We start from the raw sequence: 16,929 nt of genomic DNA on the forward strand, positions 1-16,929 counted from the left end.
ATCTTTGATGGAAGAGCGCTAAAGGCGCGCGGTCGCGCAGTAAAGCATATTGTTTTATTTTAATTCGTATGCGAATAGTACGTAGGCGATCTAATTCATGCGAGCGGCTGCGCTCCCTCCGGTTCTTCATGGCAAGCAAGAAGCTCACATGGGTCCCCGATACATGGGACCTGGTTTTCTCGTTAAAGACATTCATGGCGGCCATGCTGGCGCTGTTCATCGCCTTGTGCTTTGACCTGCCCAACCCCTATTGGGCTGTCACGACCGTCTATATCGTCGCGCATCCGCTATCGGGCGCAAGCACGTCCAAGGCGGTTTACCGCCTGGCTGGCACGGCTGTGGGTGGGGCGATGAGCATCGTCCTCGTGCCCAATCTCGTGAATGCGCCGGAATTGCTGACCTTGGCGATCGCGCTTTGGGTCGCCTTCTGTCTCGCGATCAGTCTGCTCGACCGCACGCCACGCAGCTATGGGTTCATGCTGGCCGGCTATACGACCGCGCTCACCAGCTTTCCGCTGGTGAACAACCCCGAGACGGTCTTCACCTATACCACCTCGCGCGTAATCGAGATCTTCGTCGCCATCATCTGTGCTGCCGTCATCAACAGGGTGGTTTTCCCGCGCCACGCCGGGCCGGTGCTGACGGCGCGCATCGATGCCTGGCTGAACGATGCATCTGTCCTGATCACCGCAGCACTCGACAGGCGCCCCGAGGACCCCACGCTGGTGCGGACCTCCCGCCGTCTTGCGGCTGAAGCCGCCGATATCAGAATGTTCACGACCCACGTGTCCTACGACACCTCAAGCCACAGCGATCTCGTCGGCGCCTCGCGCGAACTGCAGAGACTGATGATCACGCTCTTGCCCGTGGTGTCCGGTCTCGTCGACGCGGATGTCGCGCTCGCAAGGACGGAGTATGAGCACGCTCCCGCCGTTAAAAAGCTGATCGCTGATGCCGAAGAATGGATGCGGACAAAAGAGCGTATGCTGGCGGAGCACTACAGCGAGTTTCTAGCGCCGCTTCAGGCGCTTGAGGCCGGTGCGACGTCTTCAAGCCGGTGGCAGGACCTCCTCGTGCTGGACTTCGCGGCCCGGCTGCGCGACCTACTTGAGATTTGGAACGACTGCGTCGGCTTGCGCCAGGATATCGCCTCGGGAACGCCGCACGCCCGGAAAAAACAGCTGTTCGGGTTCGCGCCGGCGGCCGCGCGTCCGATTCACAAAGACTACGGCATGGCGCTTTTCTCCGGCTTTTCGGCGGCGCTGGCCATTGTGCTCGGAACGGTCTTCTGGGTCATGACGGGCTGGAGCAGCGGCGCCGGGGCGCCCGTGATTGCAGGCATTCTCATCTGCTTCTTCGCCGCCATGGACAATCCGACGCCGATCATCCGCAAGTTCATGATCTTTAGCATGATCGCGATCGTCTTGAGTTTCGTCTTCGTCTTCGCGGTCATGCCCGTGCTGAGCGGGTTTTCCTCGCTGATGCTGGCGCTGAGCTTCCTCTTCCTGCCGCTCGGCGTGCTGATCGCCCGGCCATCCACTTTCCTGCTCGGAATGGCCCTTTCCGCCAACATTCCAACAATGCTGACGTTGCAATCGCGGCCAAGCCTCGATCTCGCATCCTTCCTCAATACCAATCTCTCGACGATCCTCGGAACGCTGATGGCGATCGGCATTGCCGCCGTGGTTCGCTCGGTCGGTGCGGAGTGGAGTGCGCGCAGGCTCTTGAAGGCGGCTTGGACGGATATCGCTTCTGTGGCGCGCAAGTCTCAGAAGCGCGATCCCCAATCCCTGCTTTATACCATGCTGGATCGGCTCTCGCTGATGGCGCCGCGTCTCGCCTCGATCGCGGAGGGTTCCGCCGTCATCCAGGCGGATATGCTGAAGGACATGCGGGTCGGCACCAGCATCGTCGATCTGCAGGGCTACAAGGGCCTGCTTCTCGCCGATCAACGCGCAGCCGTGGACGAGGTCCTCGATGCCGTTGCATCCTTATATATGGAAAGACGGCGCAGGGCCGAGACGAAGCCAGCCTCTTCGCTTTTGCAGGCGGTCGATGCGGCGATCGATACCGTTCGCGCCCCTGTCAGGTCATCGGCGGCGGTGCGCAAGGTCCTGATGGCGTTGGTCGGTCTCCGGCACAATCTGTTCCCCGATGCCGAGCAGCTTCACGATATCGAGCCGCTGGCGTTGCGAGAAGCGGCGGAATAGTGCCGGGCACCGGAAAGACGGCTATGCCCTTGCATTCCGCGACGCTGTCGTGAAAGGGATATCCAGCCCTCTATAAACCGGAAGATGTCTGTGAAACCCGGCCGCGTCACCGCCTACACTTTGCGTGCAGGATACTTCGTCCTTGGCATATTGATGCTGGTACTCGCCTTTATCGGCGCGCTGCTGCCGCTGATGCCGACGACCATCTTCCTGATTCTTGCCGTCTGGTGCTTCACCCGCTCGTCGCCTCGTCTCGAAGCCTGGGTGCTGAACCATCCGACATTCGGCCCGACATTGCGGGCGTGGCGTGACCAGGGCGCGATATCGATACGCGCCAAGGCGATGGCGCTGACCGGCATGGCTGGCGGTTACGTGGTGTTTTACATCGCGGCAAGCCCAGGCATATGGCTAGCGCTTCTCGTCGGCTTGCTGATCGGCGGCTGTGCTTATTATGTCGGGTCGCGGCCGCTGCCATCCGCACCTGCGCCTTCGGGCGCCGATCATGGCGCTGCGTCGGATAGGCCCGCGGACTGATCTTGCCCGACTGCTATCAGCGCGGCTTGCCGACGCTGGCATACATGCCAGTGGTGCGGAATTCCGTCGGGTTGGTGCCATAAACGCGACGGAACACCTTGGAGAAATAGTTGGCATCCTCGAAGCCGGAGCGGATCGCCACTTCCTTGACAGGCATGTGGGCGGTCTTCGTCAACAGCTTCACGGCGCGTTTCAGCCGCTTCTGCAGCACGTATTCGGCCGGCGGCAGGCCTTCGTTGGCGGCGAACATGCGTGAGAAATGCGCGCGGCTGAGGCCTGCCACCCTTGCAAGGTCTTCCACCGGCAGCGGCTTTTCCAGATTGTCGGTGATGTAATCGATCACGTGCTGCATCGTCCGGTATTCCTCGCTGAATACGGGATGCGAACCGAACACGTCGTCATAAAGCGCCATCGCCGCCTCGTAGGCGATCGACGATGCAAGCCCCGGCGTCTCGCCGCCGGTGATAAGCCGCAGGCTGCAATCGGCAAGATGCTCGATCGTCTGCGGCTGCAGTTTCAAGATTGGCCCGGTAACGGCGAGGATGGAGCGGTGGATGCGCAGCGCCTCCTCGCCGTTCATCGAGATCCAGAAGAACTCCCAGCGATCGCCATCCTCCAGCCAGTAGCGATGATTGTGGGGCACCAGCACCAGCAGCGTCTCGCCCTCCTTCACCCGCAGCTCGCGATTCTCGTAGCGCAGGTTGCCCGCGCCGCTGATCGTATGCTGCAATACGGTAAAAGGTGTCTGCCCGCGCTTGCGGCCGTCCCAGTCATAGGTGGCATTCTCGCGAACCTCGTAACCGGTGCTTGTCGGCATGGTGTGCAGGGATTGTCGGCCGCGCGGCAGCGAAACCGTGCGCATGGACGGTCCGCGATCGATCAAATCCTGCAGCACAGAATTACCCATGAAAGCATAATCCTTCTCTGGCGGCCCCGAAGATTTTACGCATAATCCGCCCCAAGAGAGAGAGCACCGCCGGGCTTATGGAGCGGCGGGGAGGAGGATAAGCCGGATTTCTGGCCTTTTTCGGCGTTGGACGCAAGCCCGCGGCCTATTCTTCTTCCTGTTATCCAATCCCGGCATTTTAATCGCATCGAGGCTAGGATCATGAGTTTCAAAATCGCTATCATCGGCGCAGGCAGCGTCGGCTTCACGAAAAAGCTGTTCACCGACATTCTGTGCGTTCCGGAATTCCGGGACATCGAGTTCGCGCTCACCGACATGAGCGAGCACAATCTGCAGATGATCAAGCAGATCCTCGACACGATTGTTGCATCGAACAAACTGCCGACCAAGGTGACGGCGACGACCAACCGCCGCGAAGCGCTGACTGGCGCACGCTACATCATCAGCTGCGTGCGCGTCGGCGGTCTCGAAGCCTATGCCGACGATATCAGAATTCCGCTGAAATACGGCATCGACCAGTGCGTTGGTGACACGATCTGCGCCGGCGGCATTCTCTACGGCCAGCGCAACATCCCCGTCATTCTCGACTTCTGCAAGGATATCCGCGAAGTTGCGGAGCCGGGCGCCAAGTTCCTGAACTACGCGAACCCGATGGCCATGAACACCTGGGCCGCGATCGAATACGGCAAGGTTGATACCGTCGGTCTCTGCCACGGCGTCCAGCACGGCGCCGAACAGATCGCCGAAGTGCTCGGCGCGAAGTCTGTCTCCGAGCTCGACTACATTTGCTCGGGCATCAACCACCAGACCTGGTTCGTCGATCTGAAGCTCAACGGCCGCAAAATCGGCAAGGACGAGCTGGTTGCCGCCTTTGAGGCGCATCCGGTGTTCTCGAAGCAGGAAAAGCTGCGCATCGACGTCTTGAAGCGCTTCGGCGTCTACTCGACGGAGAGCAACGGCCACCTCTCGGAATACCTGCCCTGGTACCGCAAGCGGCCGGATGAGATCACCAAGTGGATCGACATGTCCGACTGGATCCACGGCGAGACCGGCGGCTATCTGCGCCACTCCACCGAAACCCGCAACTGGTTCGAGACGGAGTTCCCGCAGTTCCTCGCTTCGGCCGAAAAGCCGATCGATCCGGCCAAGCGCTCCAACGAGCACGCCAGCCACATTCTCGAGGCGCTGGAAACGGGCCGGGTCTACCGCGGTCACTTCAACCTCAAGAACAACGGCGTGATCACCAACCTGCCATCGGATGCGATCATCGAATCGCCCGGCTTTGTCGATCGCTTCGGCATCAACATGGTCTCCGGCATCACTATTCCGGAAGCCTGTGCCGCGACCTGCATGGCCTCGATCAACGTCCAGCGCATGTCGGTTCATGCCGCCATCAGCGGCGACATCGATCTCCTGAAGCTCGCGGTCCTGCACGACCCGCTGGTCGGCGCGGTCTCGACACCGGAAGAGGTCTGGCAGATGGTCGATGAAATGGTTGTCGCCCAGGCGCGCTGGCTGCCGCAATATGCGGATGCGGTTCCGGCCGCCAAGGAACGTCTGGCGAAATCGACGGTGAAGACCCGTGAATGGGCAGGTGCGGCACGCCGCAACGTCCGCTCGATCGATGAGCTCCGCGCCGAGAAGGCGGCGCTCAAGCAGGCCGTGTAAGTTCCCCGGAGGACGGGTGGCGATGGCGTTCCAAGGAGGGGACGCCATCGCTGCAAGCCCGTTTCCGGATCGTTGAGGAGAACCGGGGCAGCCGACAAGCGTCCCGATACAAAAGGGAGAGACGATGAGACACTACCGCAACCTTGGCATTCTGGCCGGACTGGCGCTGAGCGTCTCGGTCCAGGCTTTGAGCGCGTACGCCTCCGAGCCGACGACACCGCCCGTTCCGCCGCAGTTTCCGGCGGAGGGCAAGATCAATTACGTATCGAGAGACTCCATCGAGGAGTTCAAGGCGCTTCCCTCGTATAACGAACCGGAGTGGGTGAAGAAGAACTTCGTCGATACCGGCAAGCTTCCGCCCGTCAAGGACCGTCTCCCCAAGGAGCCGCTGGTCTTCAAGACTGAGAACATGGTCGACGGCGTCGGCGTCTATGGCGACACGCTGCGCCACGTCATCGGCGGCCGGCCGGAAGGCTGGAACTACGGCGCCGGTCAAACGCAGGGCTGGGGCGGCATCGATATCGGCCTTTCCGAATGCCTGACGCGCACCGCACCGCTTTTCCAGGTCGAAGCCAAGGACACTGAGCCGCTTCCGAACCTCGCCAAGGGCTGGGAATGGTCCGAGGACGGCCACAAGCTGACCATGCACCTGATCGAAGGCGCCAAGTGGTCTGACGGCGTTGCCTTCAATGCCGACGACATCATGTTCTACTGGGAAGACGAAGTCATCGATCCCAACGTCTCGCCGCTCGGCGGCGGCGCTTCGCCCGAGGCCTTCGGCGAGGGAACCACGCTGAAGAAGATCGACGACTACACCGTCGAGTGGACCTTCAAGGAAGCATTCCCGAAGCAGTATCTCTACACGATGGCCTATCCGAGCTTTTGCCCGGGCCCGTCGCATATCCTGAAGCCCCAGCATCCGAAATATTCCAAGAACACCTACGACCAGTTCAAGAACGCCTTCCCGCCCGAATACATGAACATGCCTGTGATGGGCGGCTGGGTGCCGGTTGAGTATCGTCCCGATGATATCATCGTGATGCGCCGCAACCCCTACTACTGGAAGGTCGACGAGAAGGGCAACCAGCTGCCTTACCTCAACGAACTGCACTACAAGCTCTCCACCTGGGCTGACCGCGACGTGCAGGCCGTTGCCGGCTCCGGCGACATCTCGAACCTCGAGCAGCCGGAAAACTTCGTGGCATCGCTGAAGCGTGCCGCCGAAAAGACGGCACCCGCCCGTCTCGCCTTCGGCCCGCGCCTGATCGGCTACAACATGCGCATGAACCTTTCCGGCAACGGCTGGGGTGAACCGGATGCCCGCAGCCAGGCGGTCCGCGAGCTGAACCGCAAGGAGGACTTCCGCAAGGCGATCACCATGGGGCTCGACCGCAAGGCGATCGGCGACTCTCTCGTCAAGGGTCCGTTCACGGCGATCTATCCGGGCGGCCTGTCTTCCGGCACGAGCTTCTACGACCGCAACTCCGTCGTCTACTATCCCTTCGACCTCAAGGGTGCCAAGGCGCTGCTTGAAAAGGTCGGCCTGAAGGATACCGACGGCGATGGTTTCGTGAACTTCCCGGCATCGACCGAAGGCGGCAAGAACGTCGAGATCGTGCTTCTGGTCAACAACGGCTACGCCACCGACAAGAGCCTTGCCGAAGGCGTCGTCGGCCAGATGGAGAAGCTGGGCATCAAGGTCATCCTGAACGCCCTCGACGGTCCGAAGCGTGACGACGCGCATTACGGCGGCCGCTTCGACTGGCTGATCCAGCGCAGCTCGCCGGAACTGGCCTCCGTGGTGCAGAACACCGAGCAGCTCGCTCCTGTCGGTCCGCGCACCAGCTGGCAGCACCGCGCCGGCAAGGACGGCAAGGTCGACCTGATGCCCTACGAGGAAAAGCTCGTTGATATCGTCACCAAGTTCCAGACGAGCCAGGACAACAACGAACGCGTCGAGTTGATGAAGCAGTACCAGAAGGTCGCGACTGAAAACGTCGATACCGTCGGGCTCACGGAATATCCGGGTGCGCTGATCATCAACAAGCGCTTCTCGAACGTGCCTGCCGGAACTCCGATCTTCATGTTCAACTGGGCTGAAGACTCCGTCATCCGCGAACGCCTGTGGGTGGCCGCCGACAAGCAGGGCAAGTACGAGCTGTTCCCTGAACAGCTGCCGGGCAAGCCCGGCGAAAAGGGTCCGATCAACTAAGTTCTCCTCCCGAAGAAACGGACCGGCCGCGCGTGATGCGCGGCCGGGCAAGATCAACAAGCCGGCCGCACCGAAAGGCGCGACTGGCAGCAAGGAGAAACGAGCCCGATGTTACGCTTCCTGCTCGTGCGCATAGCGTCCGCCATCCCCGTCCTGATCATCCTGAGCATCGTGACCTTCGCGATCATCCAGGCTCCGCCGGGCGACTATGCCGACTACATAAGGTCGCAGCTGATCAACCAGAGCGGCGCGTCCTTCGAAGCCGCCGACGCACAGGCCCAGGCCTACCGTGTCGCCCATGGCCTCGACCAGCCGATGGTCATTCAGTATTTCGCCTGGATCAAGGGCATCGTCACCCAGGGCGATTTCGGCTACAGCATGTTCTACAACAAGCCGGTCGCCGACGTCGTGGCCGAGCGCCTGCCGCGCACGCTGCTGCTCGCGCTCGTCTGTCACATCTTCGCATCGGTTCTCGGCATCGGCTTCGGCATCTGGGCGGCCACCCGCCAGTACAGCTGGATCGACAGCCTGCTCTCGGGCGTCTCCTTCCTCGGCATGACGGTGCCGCGCTTCCTGATGGCGCTGATCATCGTCTACCTCCTCGTTTTCCACTTCAACGTCTCGGAGATCGGCAGCTTCTTCTCGCCGCAATATGGCGGAGCGCCGTGGTCCTGGGCGAAATTCGTCGACCTCGTCAGCCACGTCTGGCCCGTCGTCGCCATCGCCACCTTCGGCGGTCTCGCCTACAACATGCGTGTCATGCGCGGTAATCTGCTCGATACGCTGAATGCGCAATATGTCGAGACGGCCCGCGCCAAGGGCCTGTCGGGCAGCGCGGTCGTGATGCGCCATGCGGTGCCCAATGCGCTGCACCCGCTCGTCATGTACCAGGGCGTCGTGCTTCCCTACATGCTGACCGGCGAAATCGAGACGGCGATCATCTTCTCGCTGCCGACAGTCGGCCCGGCAATCGTCGGCTCCATGGCGATCGGCGACGTCTATGTCACCGCTACCTTCATGATGGTTCTTTCGGCAACGCTGATCGTCGGCAACATCATCGCCGACATGCTGCTTGCCATGCTGGACCCGCGCGTCCGCCAGTACGGAGGAGCCTGATATGCTCGCCTTCGATTCCGCTCCCCCGCCGCCGCATGAAGAGACCGTAAAGGGCCTGCAGAACGGCAATGAAAGCTATCTGTCGCTGGTCTGGCGCCGGCTACGCCGCTCCTGGACCGGCATGATGGGTCTCGTGCTCGTCGGTCTGCTGCTGCTGATGGCCGTCTTCGCCGATTTCTTTGCGCCGATGGACCCCAAGGCCACCGATACCGGCTTCGCGCCGCCGCAGATGGTGAGCTTCCACGACAAGGACGGCAATCTTACCTATCCGCCGCGCGTCTATGCGCTCGGCGAATCCGAGGAACTCGATCCCGTCACGTTCCAGCCGATCGTCGGCCCCGATTACGACAATCCGCGCCTGCTCGGCTTCTTCGTCAAGGGTTCCGAGTACCGGCTTCTCGGCCTGATCCCGACCGATCGCCACTTCTTCGGCTCCGTCGATGGGCAGCCGGTGCACTTCCTCGGCACCGACAAGTTCGGCCGTGACGTTCTCTCGCGCGCCATCATCGGCTCGCGCATCTCGCTCACCATCGCGCTGACCGTCGTCTTCATCGTCACCGTCATCGGCACCACCGTCGGCATGGTCTCCGGCTATTTCGGCGGCTCGTTCGATGCCTGGGTGCAGCGCTTCGTGGAGATCGTGCTCGCCTTTCCGCAGCTGCCGCTCTATCTGGCGCTGACCTCGCTGATCCCGGTGACGGCGCCGACCAATGTTTTCCTCGCCTTCGTCATCGTCGTCATGTCGGCGCTCGGCTGGGCGCAGATGTCGCGCGAGGTGCGCGGCAAGACGCTGGCGCTCGCCCGCATCGACTATGTGCGTGCGGCCATGGCCGTCGGCGCCACAGACTGGCGCATCATCTTCCAGCACATCTTCCCGAATGTGATGAGCCACGTCATCGTTGCCGTCACGCTGCATATCCCGAGCGTCGTGCTGCTCGAATCCTTCCTCGGCTTCCTCGGCTTCGCCGTGAAGCCGCCGCTGATTTCCTGGGGGCTGATGTTGCAGGACACCGCCAACTATTCGGTGATCGGCACCTATCCCTGGATCCTCGCCCCCGTCGGCTTCGTGCTCGTCACCGTCTTCGCGTTCAACGCGCTCGGCGACGGTCTGCGCGATGCGGTCGATCCCTATTGATTGAGGTGAAGAACATGGCTCTCGCACTCGTCAACTCGTTTGCCCCGCCCGTCCGCTTCGATCACGATGCGCACACGGAAAGCCCGGTCATCGACGCCCGCAACATCGGCGTCAATTTCAAGGTCGAGCATGGAACCGTGGAGGCGGTGAAGGATATCTCCTTCCAGCTCTACCGCGGGGAAACCATCGCCATCGTCGGCGAATCCGGCTCCGGAAAGTCGGTGACGGCCCGCACCGTCATGGGGCTTCTATCGAAGCGCGCCGTCGTCGCGCCGAAGTCGACCGTCGACTATGACGGCGCCAACATACTGAAGTACCCTGAGCGCGAGCGCCGCAAGCTGCGCGGCGACCGCATCTCGATGATCTTCCAGGAGCCGATGAGCTCGCTGAACCCGATCTACACGATCGGCAGCCAGATCGTCGAAGCCATCCGCGTGCACCGCAAGGTGAGCAAGAAGCAAGCGGAAGCGCGCGCGCTCGAGCTGCTGAAGCAGGTGCAGATCCCCGATCCCGAAGCGCGCCTGAAGCAGTATCCACACCAGCTGTCCGGCGGCCAGCGCCAGCGCGTGATGATCGCCATGGCGCTCTCCAACGACCCCGACGTGCTCATCGCCGACGAGCCGACCACCGCGCTCGACGTGACGGTGCAGGCGCAGATCCTCAACCTCATCCGCAATCTGCAGAAGGAAATGCGGATGGCGGTGATCCTGATCACCCACGACCTCACCGTCGTCCGCCAATTCTCCGACTATGTCTACGTGATGCAGCACGGCGAGATGCGCGAGCACAACACCACGGAAAAGCTCTTCGCCAATCCGCAGCACAGCTACACCAAGCATCTCCTGAGCTCGGAGCCGCGCGGCCAGGCGAACCCGCTGCCCGAGGGCTCCGAGGTCATCCTCGACGCCAAGGGCGTGCGCGTGTCCTTCATGATGCGCCACGGCAGCTTCTTCAAGCCGGAGCTCAAGGAACTCGTGGCCGTCGACAGCCTGGGGCTGACGCTCCGCAAGCACGAAACCCTTGGCCTCGTCGGAGAATCCGGCTCCGGCAAGACGACCTTCGGGCAGGCGCTGCTACGATTGAACGACGCTGATAATGGCGAGATCTATTTCGACCGCCAGCCGATCCATGGCAAGTCTCGCACCGAGATGCGACCGTTGCGCTCGCGCATGCAGATCGTCTTCCAGGACCCGTTCTCATCACTCAATCCGCGCATGACGATCGGTCAGATCATCGAGGAAGGGCTTGTGGTCAACAAGCTCGGCGCCACCAGGGCCGAGCGGCTGGACCGCGTGCGCGAAGCGCTGATCGCGGCGGGCATGCCGGGCAATATCCTGTCGCGCTTCCCGCACGAATTCTCGGGCGGCCAGCGCCAGCGTATCGCCATTGCCCGCGCCATCGCGCTCGAGCCGGAATTCATTCTGCTCGACGAGCCGACGTCGGCGCTCGACCTTTCGGTTCAGGCGCAGATCATCGAACTGCTGCGCAAGCTGCAGGACGAGCGCGGCCTCAGCTATCTCTTCATTTCGCACGATCTGAAAGTCGTGCGTGCCCTCTGCCACCGGGTGATTGTCATGCAGCATGGCAAGATCATGGAAGAGGGGCCCGTCAACGAAGTTCTCACCAATCCCAAGACCGCCTACACCGAACGGCTCGTCAAAGCCGCTTTCGAGGTAGCCTGATTGCCAATGCCGGAGGATATTATGGCAAGAAACCCCAAGATCACCTTCATCGGAGCTGGTTCCACCGTCTTCATGAAGAACATCATCGGCGACGTGCTGCAGCGGCCCGCGCTGTCGGGCGCGACCATCGCCCTGATGGACATCAACCCGCAGCGCCTGGAAGAAAGCGCCATCGTCGTCAACAAGCTGATCTCGACGCTGGGCGCAAAGGCCAAGGCCGAGACCTATTCGGACCAGCGCAAGGCGTTGACAGGTGCCGACTTCGTGGTCGTGGCCTTCCAGATCGGTGGCTATGAGCCCTGCACGGTGACCGACTTCGACATTCCGAAGAAGTTCGGCCTGCGCCAGACGATCGCCGATACGCTTGGCGTCGGCGGTATCATGCGCGGCCTGCGCACCGTGCCGCACCTGTGGAAGATCTGCGAAGACATGCTCGCGGTCTGCCCGGAAGCGATCATGCTGCAATACGTCAACCCGATGGCGATCAACACCTGGGCGATCGCCGAGAAGTATCCCACCATCAAGCAGGTCGGCCTCTGCCACTCGGTGCAGGGCACGGCGATGGAACTCGCCCACGATCTTGATATCCCCTACGAGGACATCCGCTACCGCTCGGCCGGCATCAACCACATGGCCTTCTACCTGAAGTTCGAGCATCGCCAGCCCGACGGTTCCTACAAGGACCTCTATCCGGATCTCGTGCGCGCCTACCGCGAGGGACGTGCGCCGAAGCCGGGCTGGAACCCGCGTTGCCCGAACAAGGTGCGCTACGAGATGCTGACCCGCCTCGGCTATTTCGTCACCGAAAGCTCCGAGCACTTCGCCGAGTACACGCCCTACTTCATCAAGGAAGGCCGCGAGGACCTGATCGAAAAGTTCGGCATCCCGCTCGACGAATATCCGAAGCGCTGCATCGAGCAGATCGAGCGTTGGAAGGGCCAGGCGGAAGCCTATCGCTCGGCCGACAAGATCGAGGTCAAGCAGTCGAAGGAATACGCGTCCTCGATCATCAATTCGGTCTGGACCGGCGAGCCCTCCGTCATCTACGGCAACGTCCGCAACAATGGCTGCATCACCTCGCTGCCTTATAATTGCGCCGCCGAGGTTCCCTGCCTGGTCGATGCATCCGGCATTCAGCCGACCTTCATCGGCGATCTGCCGCCGCAGCTCACCGCACTGATGCGCACCAACATCAACGTCCAGGAACTGACGGTTCAGGCGCTGATGACGGAAAATCGCGAGCACATCTACCACGCCGCGATGATGGACCCGCATACCGCGGCCGAACTCGACCTCGACCAGATCTGGGCGATGACGGACGAACTGCTGGCCGCGCATGGCGATTGGCTGCCGGCATGGGCACGCACCGCCCGCAAGGTTCAGGCCGCCTGACCAACTCTCTCCCGGTCACGGCCTCAAGAAGTCCCGCGGCTCAGCCGCGGGGCTTTTTTGGATGTTTGATCTCAGATTTGGGAAGACTCGGCGAAATCGGTGCCTTCGGCACTCCGACTGTATGATCGAAAACTAGCTGAAAATGGAGTGGCTTGCGCTCCAGCTTCGATAGCATGTACAACGCTTCGCCAGCTTTGTCTCGCTCAGCGCGCCACGGCAAGTTCAAGCCCTTGTCGCAGGTCGCCGCCGCCGGCAAGCGACAGGATGTCGTCGAAGGGAAGCGGACCGGAAAATTCGCCGTGTTGTGCAAGCTGTCCGGCGATACGCTGGACGGCGTCGTTATAGGGTGTCGCTATGCTGTGCAGGCGGCCGAGCAGGACGATCTCGCCGTTGAGGAAATCCACCTCGCTCGATGCACCACGGGTGAAGCTTTGCCAGGTCGATTGCTGACCGGGATGGATGCCGCTGTTCTCAGCCACCCGCCAGTTCGAAATATCAATGCTGCGCTCAGCTGGCGCGGCAAGCCTGTAGCCGGCTGCCTGAAGTGCAAGCCGCGCCTCTTCCACCAGAGCTTCGCCGATCTCGCTCCTGAGATCCGCAGGGCCATGAAACAGTTCCAGCACGTTGCGGGCATTGTGAAGCAGTTTGGCCGATTTCCAGCCGGTTATCTCGCCCGTCGTTTCAGCGAGGTAACCGGCCCGGTTGAGGTCCGCCGCAATGCGGTTGCTCGTCTCGTCGCGCCCCTTGGGAAAACGCCCGATCGTCACGACGCCGACTTCAGGGTCGCCACCGCACACGACACTCCCGGTTTCGGTAAACCGGGCCGGCGTCATGATGCTCGCGCCATAGACATGGGCGAAGGTTCGAAGCGCCAGCGCTTCGGTTGCCAGGCCGTTCTGGAAGGTGACGATTGGAAGGATGGCGGCCGCCGGATCGGCTGTGCCTGAAACGCTGCGCCATGACCAGAAGGCAAGCGCGCCCGCCGCATCCTGCGACTTGACGGTCAGGAGCAGGATATCGTCAGGCGCCAGTTCGGGCGGATCCGAGAGATCGAAAGCGTTGAGCTTCAGCTGCTGTGTGCCTGTCGGCCGCCGGTAGCTCAATCCGTGTTGACTGATGTGGCTGATCTGTGCACCGCGACCAACCAGGGCGTAGGGAATGCCGGTCAGTTCGAACTGCGCCGCAAGGCTTGCACCGACCGCGCCGGCTCCAATGATTACATAGCGTGTCATGTCTTTGTCCTCGCCTTGTCCTTGATCAGACGCCCAGGTTCTGCCTGAGGGTTTCATGCTGATAGTCGTGATGGAATATGCCGCGCCTCTGCAGTTCCGGGATCAGGTGATCCGTGACCGCGGAGAGACCGAGCTCGTATTTCAGGGTGAAGGCCAGGAAATTGAAGCCATCGCTCGCACCCCTTTCATAGCGGTCCTGCAACTGGTCGGCGATGTTCTCCACCGAGCCGATCGGGAACCAGTGGCCGGCACCGCTGGAGTGATAGACGATGAGATCGCGCACGGTGCGGACCTTGCCGCTCTCGATGAGTTCGCGGAAGACGCCGAAACGCGACCGGCGTCCCTGGACATTGGCCGTCTGCGGCAGGTCTTTGAGCGGGATTTCCGCGTCGAGGTCGATGCCTTCGAAATCGATGCCGCCGAACTGGCCGGCAAGCGACTTGCGCCCCTCCTCGAAATCGATGTCGTCGATCACCTTTTGCCAAAAGCGCTTGGCCTCTTCGTCGGTAGAGCCGATGACCGGCGCCACGCCCGGCAGGATCTTGATCGCATCCGGTGAACGTCCATAGGCGGTCGCCCGCTGCTTGAAGTCTCGATAGAGCTCGATCGACGGCTCGGCCTCGGTGAGGCCCGTGGTGAATATGACGTCGGCGACGCGAGCGCCGAGCTGCCTTCCTTCGGTGGACGAGCCGGCCTGGGCGAGAATAGGTTTGTCCTGCGGGCTGCGTGAAACATTGAGCGGTCCCTGAACGGAGAAGTGGCGGCTGTTCCAGTCAATACGGTGAACCTTGTCCGCATCGATGACCTGGCGGCCGCTGTCGTCATAGCTCACGGCGTCTGGCTCCCAGCTTTCCCAGAGTGCCTGAACCACGCCCGCAAATTCCTCGGCGATCGCGTAGCGATCGTCATGCGCAGGAAGCGCCTTGCCGAAATTCTTCTCCCCGGCCGAGGAGGTGACGAGGTTCCAGCCGGTTCGCCCCTTGGAGATGTGGTCGAGCGACAGAACCTGTCGGGCCAGATTGTAGGGCTCGGTGAAGGAGGTCGAAATCGAGCCGATCAGGCCGATGCGCGATGTCCTTGCGGCAAGCGCGCTGAGCAACGTCACCGGTTCCAGCCCCGGCTTCGGTGCGGTATCGCTGGTCACGAGCGCGTCGGCGAGGAAGACCGTGTGGATCTTGCCGCGTTCGGCCTGCTGCGCCTGCTCGACATAGGCGTCTATATCGAGTAGGTTGTCGGTCGGGCCGTCGCGGCCCTTCTTCTTCGTCTGTCCGGTTCCACCCAGAAGCAGGCCGAGCACCAGTCCTGGGCCGCGTTCACTGCTGCGGCCCGCCCATTTGTTCGTCATGTCGATTATCCCTCAGAAAAGTGTCAGGCAGTCGCGTAGCCGCGCTGTTCAACGGTGCGCACTTCGTGAGTGGGCTCCGGTGGCGTGGAGTGCAGACCGGGAGCAGACTGGTCGCGCTCCGACAACGGGTGGACCTGCACGAAGCCCTTGTGCAACGACAGTTCCACCTCCACGCCGTAGACGCGCTTGATCAGTTCGGGCGAATACACATCCGCTGGTCGCCCTTCGGCAATCACCACCCCGTCCTGCAGGAAGACCACACGGTCGGTGAAGCGAGCGGCCTGGTTGAGATCGTGAATGGCGATCACGGCCGCCACGTTGTTCTTGCGGGTGACGTCGCGGGCAACAGCCAGCGTCTGCCACTGATAGCGTATATCGAGAGCGCTGGTCGGTTCGTCCAGAAGCAGGATTTCCGGATCCTGGGCAAGGGCGCGGGCAATCAGCACACGTTGTCCCTGGCCGCCGGAGAGCTCCGTCACTGCCCGGTCGCCGAGATCCTCAAGGCCCATGCGCTGCATGGCGGCATCAACATGCGCCCAGTCCTCGTCCCGCGGGCGGGTGCCGAAGTAGGGCGTGCGCCCTAGGAGCACGGCTTCGCGGATGTCGAGCCCGAAGGACAGCCCTATCGATTGCGGCACATAGGCGACGATGCGGGCGAGATCGCGGCGTGCAAGCTTGGCGAGGTCAGCATCGCCGTTCCAGGTGATCGAGCCTGATGTCGGTGTATTGATCCCGGCGATGGTCTTGATCAGCGTCGACTTGCCTGAGCCGTTCGAGCCCAGAAGGCCGACGAGCTCGCCTTTGCCGATCGTCAGGTTCGCGCCTTTGACGACTTGCCTTTTGCCATAGCCGACTTCGAGTGAGGAAATCTGGAGGGTCATTCGATTGCCTTTTGTCGAGAGAGGATGAGGTAGAGGAAGATTGGTGCGCCAACCAAAGCGTCGATGATCCCAACGGGAATGACGCCAGGAGAGATGACGAGCCTGCCGACGGCATCGGCGACAACGAGAAGCAGGGCGCCGATGATGGCCGAAAACGCAATGAGAAATCGGTGGTTGGGGCCGACGACCAGCCGCGCGATATGCGGCGCGACGAGGCCGACGAAGCCGATGATGCCGGTAAAAGCGATGGTCACCGCCGTCAGCGTGGCCGCGATTGCGATCGTTTGCAGCCGCACCGTCGAGACGGCGACGCCGAGGCTCTTGGCCGAATCGTCGCCGGCGAAGGCGATCGCATTGAGGGCGCTCGAACGGAAGCGGATATAGGGGAAGGCGAGGGCAAGCAGCGCGAAAAGCGCAAGCACCTGATACCAGGCCGAATTGTTGACCGAACCCCATGTCCAGCGGACGATTGCCGCAAGCACCTCGTCCTCGGCAAAATACTGGATGCAGGCCGTCTGTCAATGCCGGGTGAATTTTCCCCATTAGCGCCGAAGTAAAATTCCCCACTTATGCCGACGTGGACGACAGGGCGAATTGAGGATTTTTCGGCGGCCG

13 protein-coding genes are annotated in these 16,929 nt (G+C 61.9%); 8 read left to right on the plus strand and 5 right to left on the minus strand.

Translation table 11 applies throughout. From position 1 onward, the window contains the following. The first annotated feature begins 128 nt into the window (after positions 1-128). Together J5286_RS28765 and J5286_RS28770 are read left to right on the plus strand one after the other, a co-directional pair. The gene (locus J5286_RS28765; protein ID WP_209193350.1) at positions 129-2,210 is read left to right on the plus strand and encodes an FUSC family protein; all 2,082 of its coding nucleotides are present in this window, start codon (positions 129-131) and stop codon (positions 2,208-2,210) included. A gap of 84 nt (positions 2,211-2,294) precedes the next feature. Then, the gene (locus J5286_RS28770; RefSeq protein WP_209193351.1) at positions 2,295-2,744 is read left to right on the plus strand and encodes a YbaN family protein; all 450 of its coding nucleotides are present in this window, start codon (positions 2,295-2,297) and stop codon (positions 2,742-2,744) included. A 16-nt stretch (positions 2,745-2,760) separates the two neighbouring features. Here J5286_RS28770 and J5286_RS28775 read toward each other — a convergent pair whose 3' ends face one another. Further along, positions 2,761-3,651 carry an AraC family transcriptional regulator gene (locus tag J5286_RS28775; protein WP_113236099.1) on the minus strand — a complete coding sequence of 297 codons (891 nt, stop codon included), beginning with the start codon at positions 3,649-3,651 and terminating at the stop codon, positions 2,761-2,763. A gap of 201 nt (positions 3,652-3,852) precedes the next feature. On the opposite strand from J5286_RS28775, the gene J5286_RS28780 reads away from it, so the two are divergent. The 6 genes from J5286_RS28780 to J5286_RS28805 all read left to right on the plus strand — a co-directional run bounded on the left by J5286_RS28780 (position 3,853) and on the right by J5286_RS28805 (position 12,856). After that, on the plus strand, positions 3,853-5,319 hold the full coding sequence (locus J5286_RS28780) for an alpha-glucosidase/alpha-galactosidase (protein WP_209193352.1): 1,467 nt from the start codon (positions 3,853-3,855) through the stop codon (positions 5,317-5,319). Positions 5,320-5,443: 124 nt separating this feature from the next. Further along, a complete protein-coding gene (locus J5286_RS28785; RefSeq protein WP_209193353.1) occupies positions 5,444-7,531 on the plus strand; it encodes an ABC transporter substrate-binding protein in 2,088 nt (695 codons plus the stop codon). A 108-nt stretch (positions 7,532-7,639) separates the two neighbouring features. Further along, positions 7,640-8,647: an ABC transporter permease gene (locus J5286_RS28790; RefSeq protein WP_209193354.1), complete on the plus strand. Its 1,008-nt coding sequence runs from the start codon at positions 7,640-7,642 to the stop codon at positions 8,645-8,647. Position 8,648: 1 nt separating this feature from the next. After that, the gene (locus tag J5286_RS28795) at positions 8,649-9,782 is read left to right on the plus strand and encodes an ABC transporter permease (RefSeq protein WP_209193355.1); all 1,134 of its coding nucleotides are present in this window, start codon (positions 8,649-8,651) and stop codon (positions 9,780-9,782) included. Between the two features lie 14 nt (positions 9,783-9,796). Continuing rightward, positions 9,797-11,464, plus strand: coding sequence for an ABC transporter ATP-binding protein (locus J5286_RS28800; RefSeq protein WP_209193356.1), 1,668 nt, complete (start codon positions 9,797-9,799; stop codon positions 11,462-11,464). Positions 11,465-11,485: 21 nt separating this feature from the next. Then, on the plus strand, positions 11,486-12,856 hold the full coding sequence (locus J5286_RS28805) for an alpha-glucosidase/alpha-galactosidase (RefSeq protein WP_209193357.1): 1,371 nt from the start codon (positions 11,486-11,488) through the stop codon (positions 12,854-12,856). A 203-nt stretch (positions 12,857-13,059) separates the two neighbouring features. Here the strand turns inward: J5286_RS28805 and J5286_RS28810 are convergent, their stop codons facing one another. The 4 genes from J5286_RS28810 to J5286_RS28825 are packed head-to-tail and all read right to left on the minus strand — an operon-like array spanning position 13,060 to position 16,820. Next, positions 13,060-14,088 carry a ketopantoate reductase family protein gene (locus J5286_RS28810; protein WP_209193358.1) on the minus strand — a complete coding sequence of 343 codons (1,029 nt, stop codon included), beginning with the start codon at positions 14,086-14,088 and terminating at the stop codon, positions 13,060-13,062. 25 nt (positions 14,089-14,113) lie between these two features. Then, complete coding sequence (locus J5286_RS28815) at positions 14,114-15,433, minus strand: NtaA/DmoA family FMN-dependent monooxygenase (protein WP_209193359.1); 1,320 nt, start codon at positions 15,431-15,433, stop codon at positions 14,114-14,116. Positions 15,434-15,456: 23 nt separating this feature from the next. Continuing rightward, positions 15,457-16,314, minus strand: coding sequence for an ABC transporter ATP-binding protein (locus J5286_RS28820; RefSeq protein WP_209193360.1), 858 nt, complete (start codon positions 16,312-16,314; stop codon positions 15,457-15,459). Then, entirely contained in the window at positions 16,311-16,820 is a 510-nt protein-coding gene (locus J5286_RS28825; RefSeq protein WP_348529300.1) for a FecCD family ABC transporter permease, read from the minus strand. Before J5286_RS28825 ends, J5286_RS28820 begins: the two co-directional genes overlap by 4 nt. Positions 16,821-16,929: the final 109 nt, after the last annotated feature.

Source organism: Rhizobium sp. 16-488-2b, from assembly GCF_017741815.1.
GTDB lineage: Bacteria > Pseudomonadota > Alphaproteobacteria > Rhizobiales > Rhizobiaceae > Rhizobium.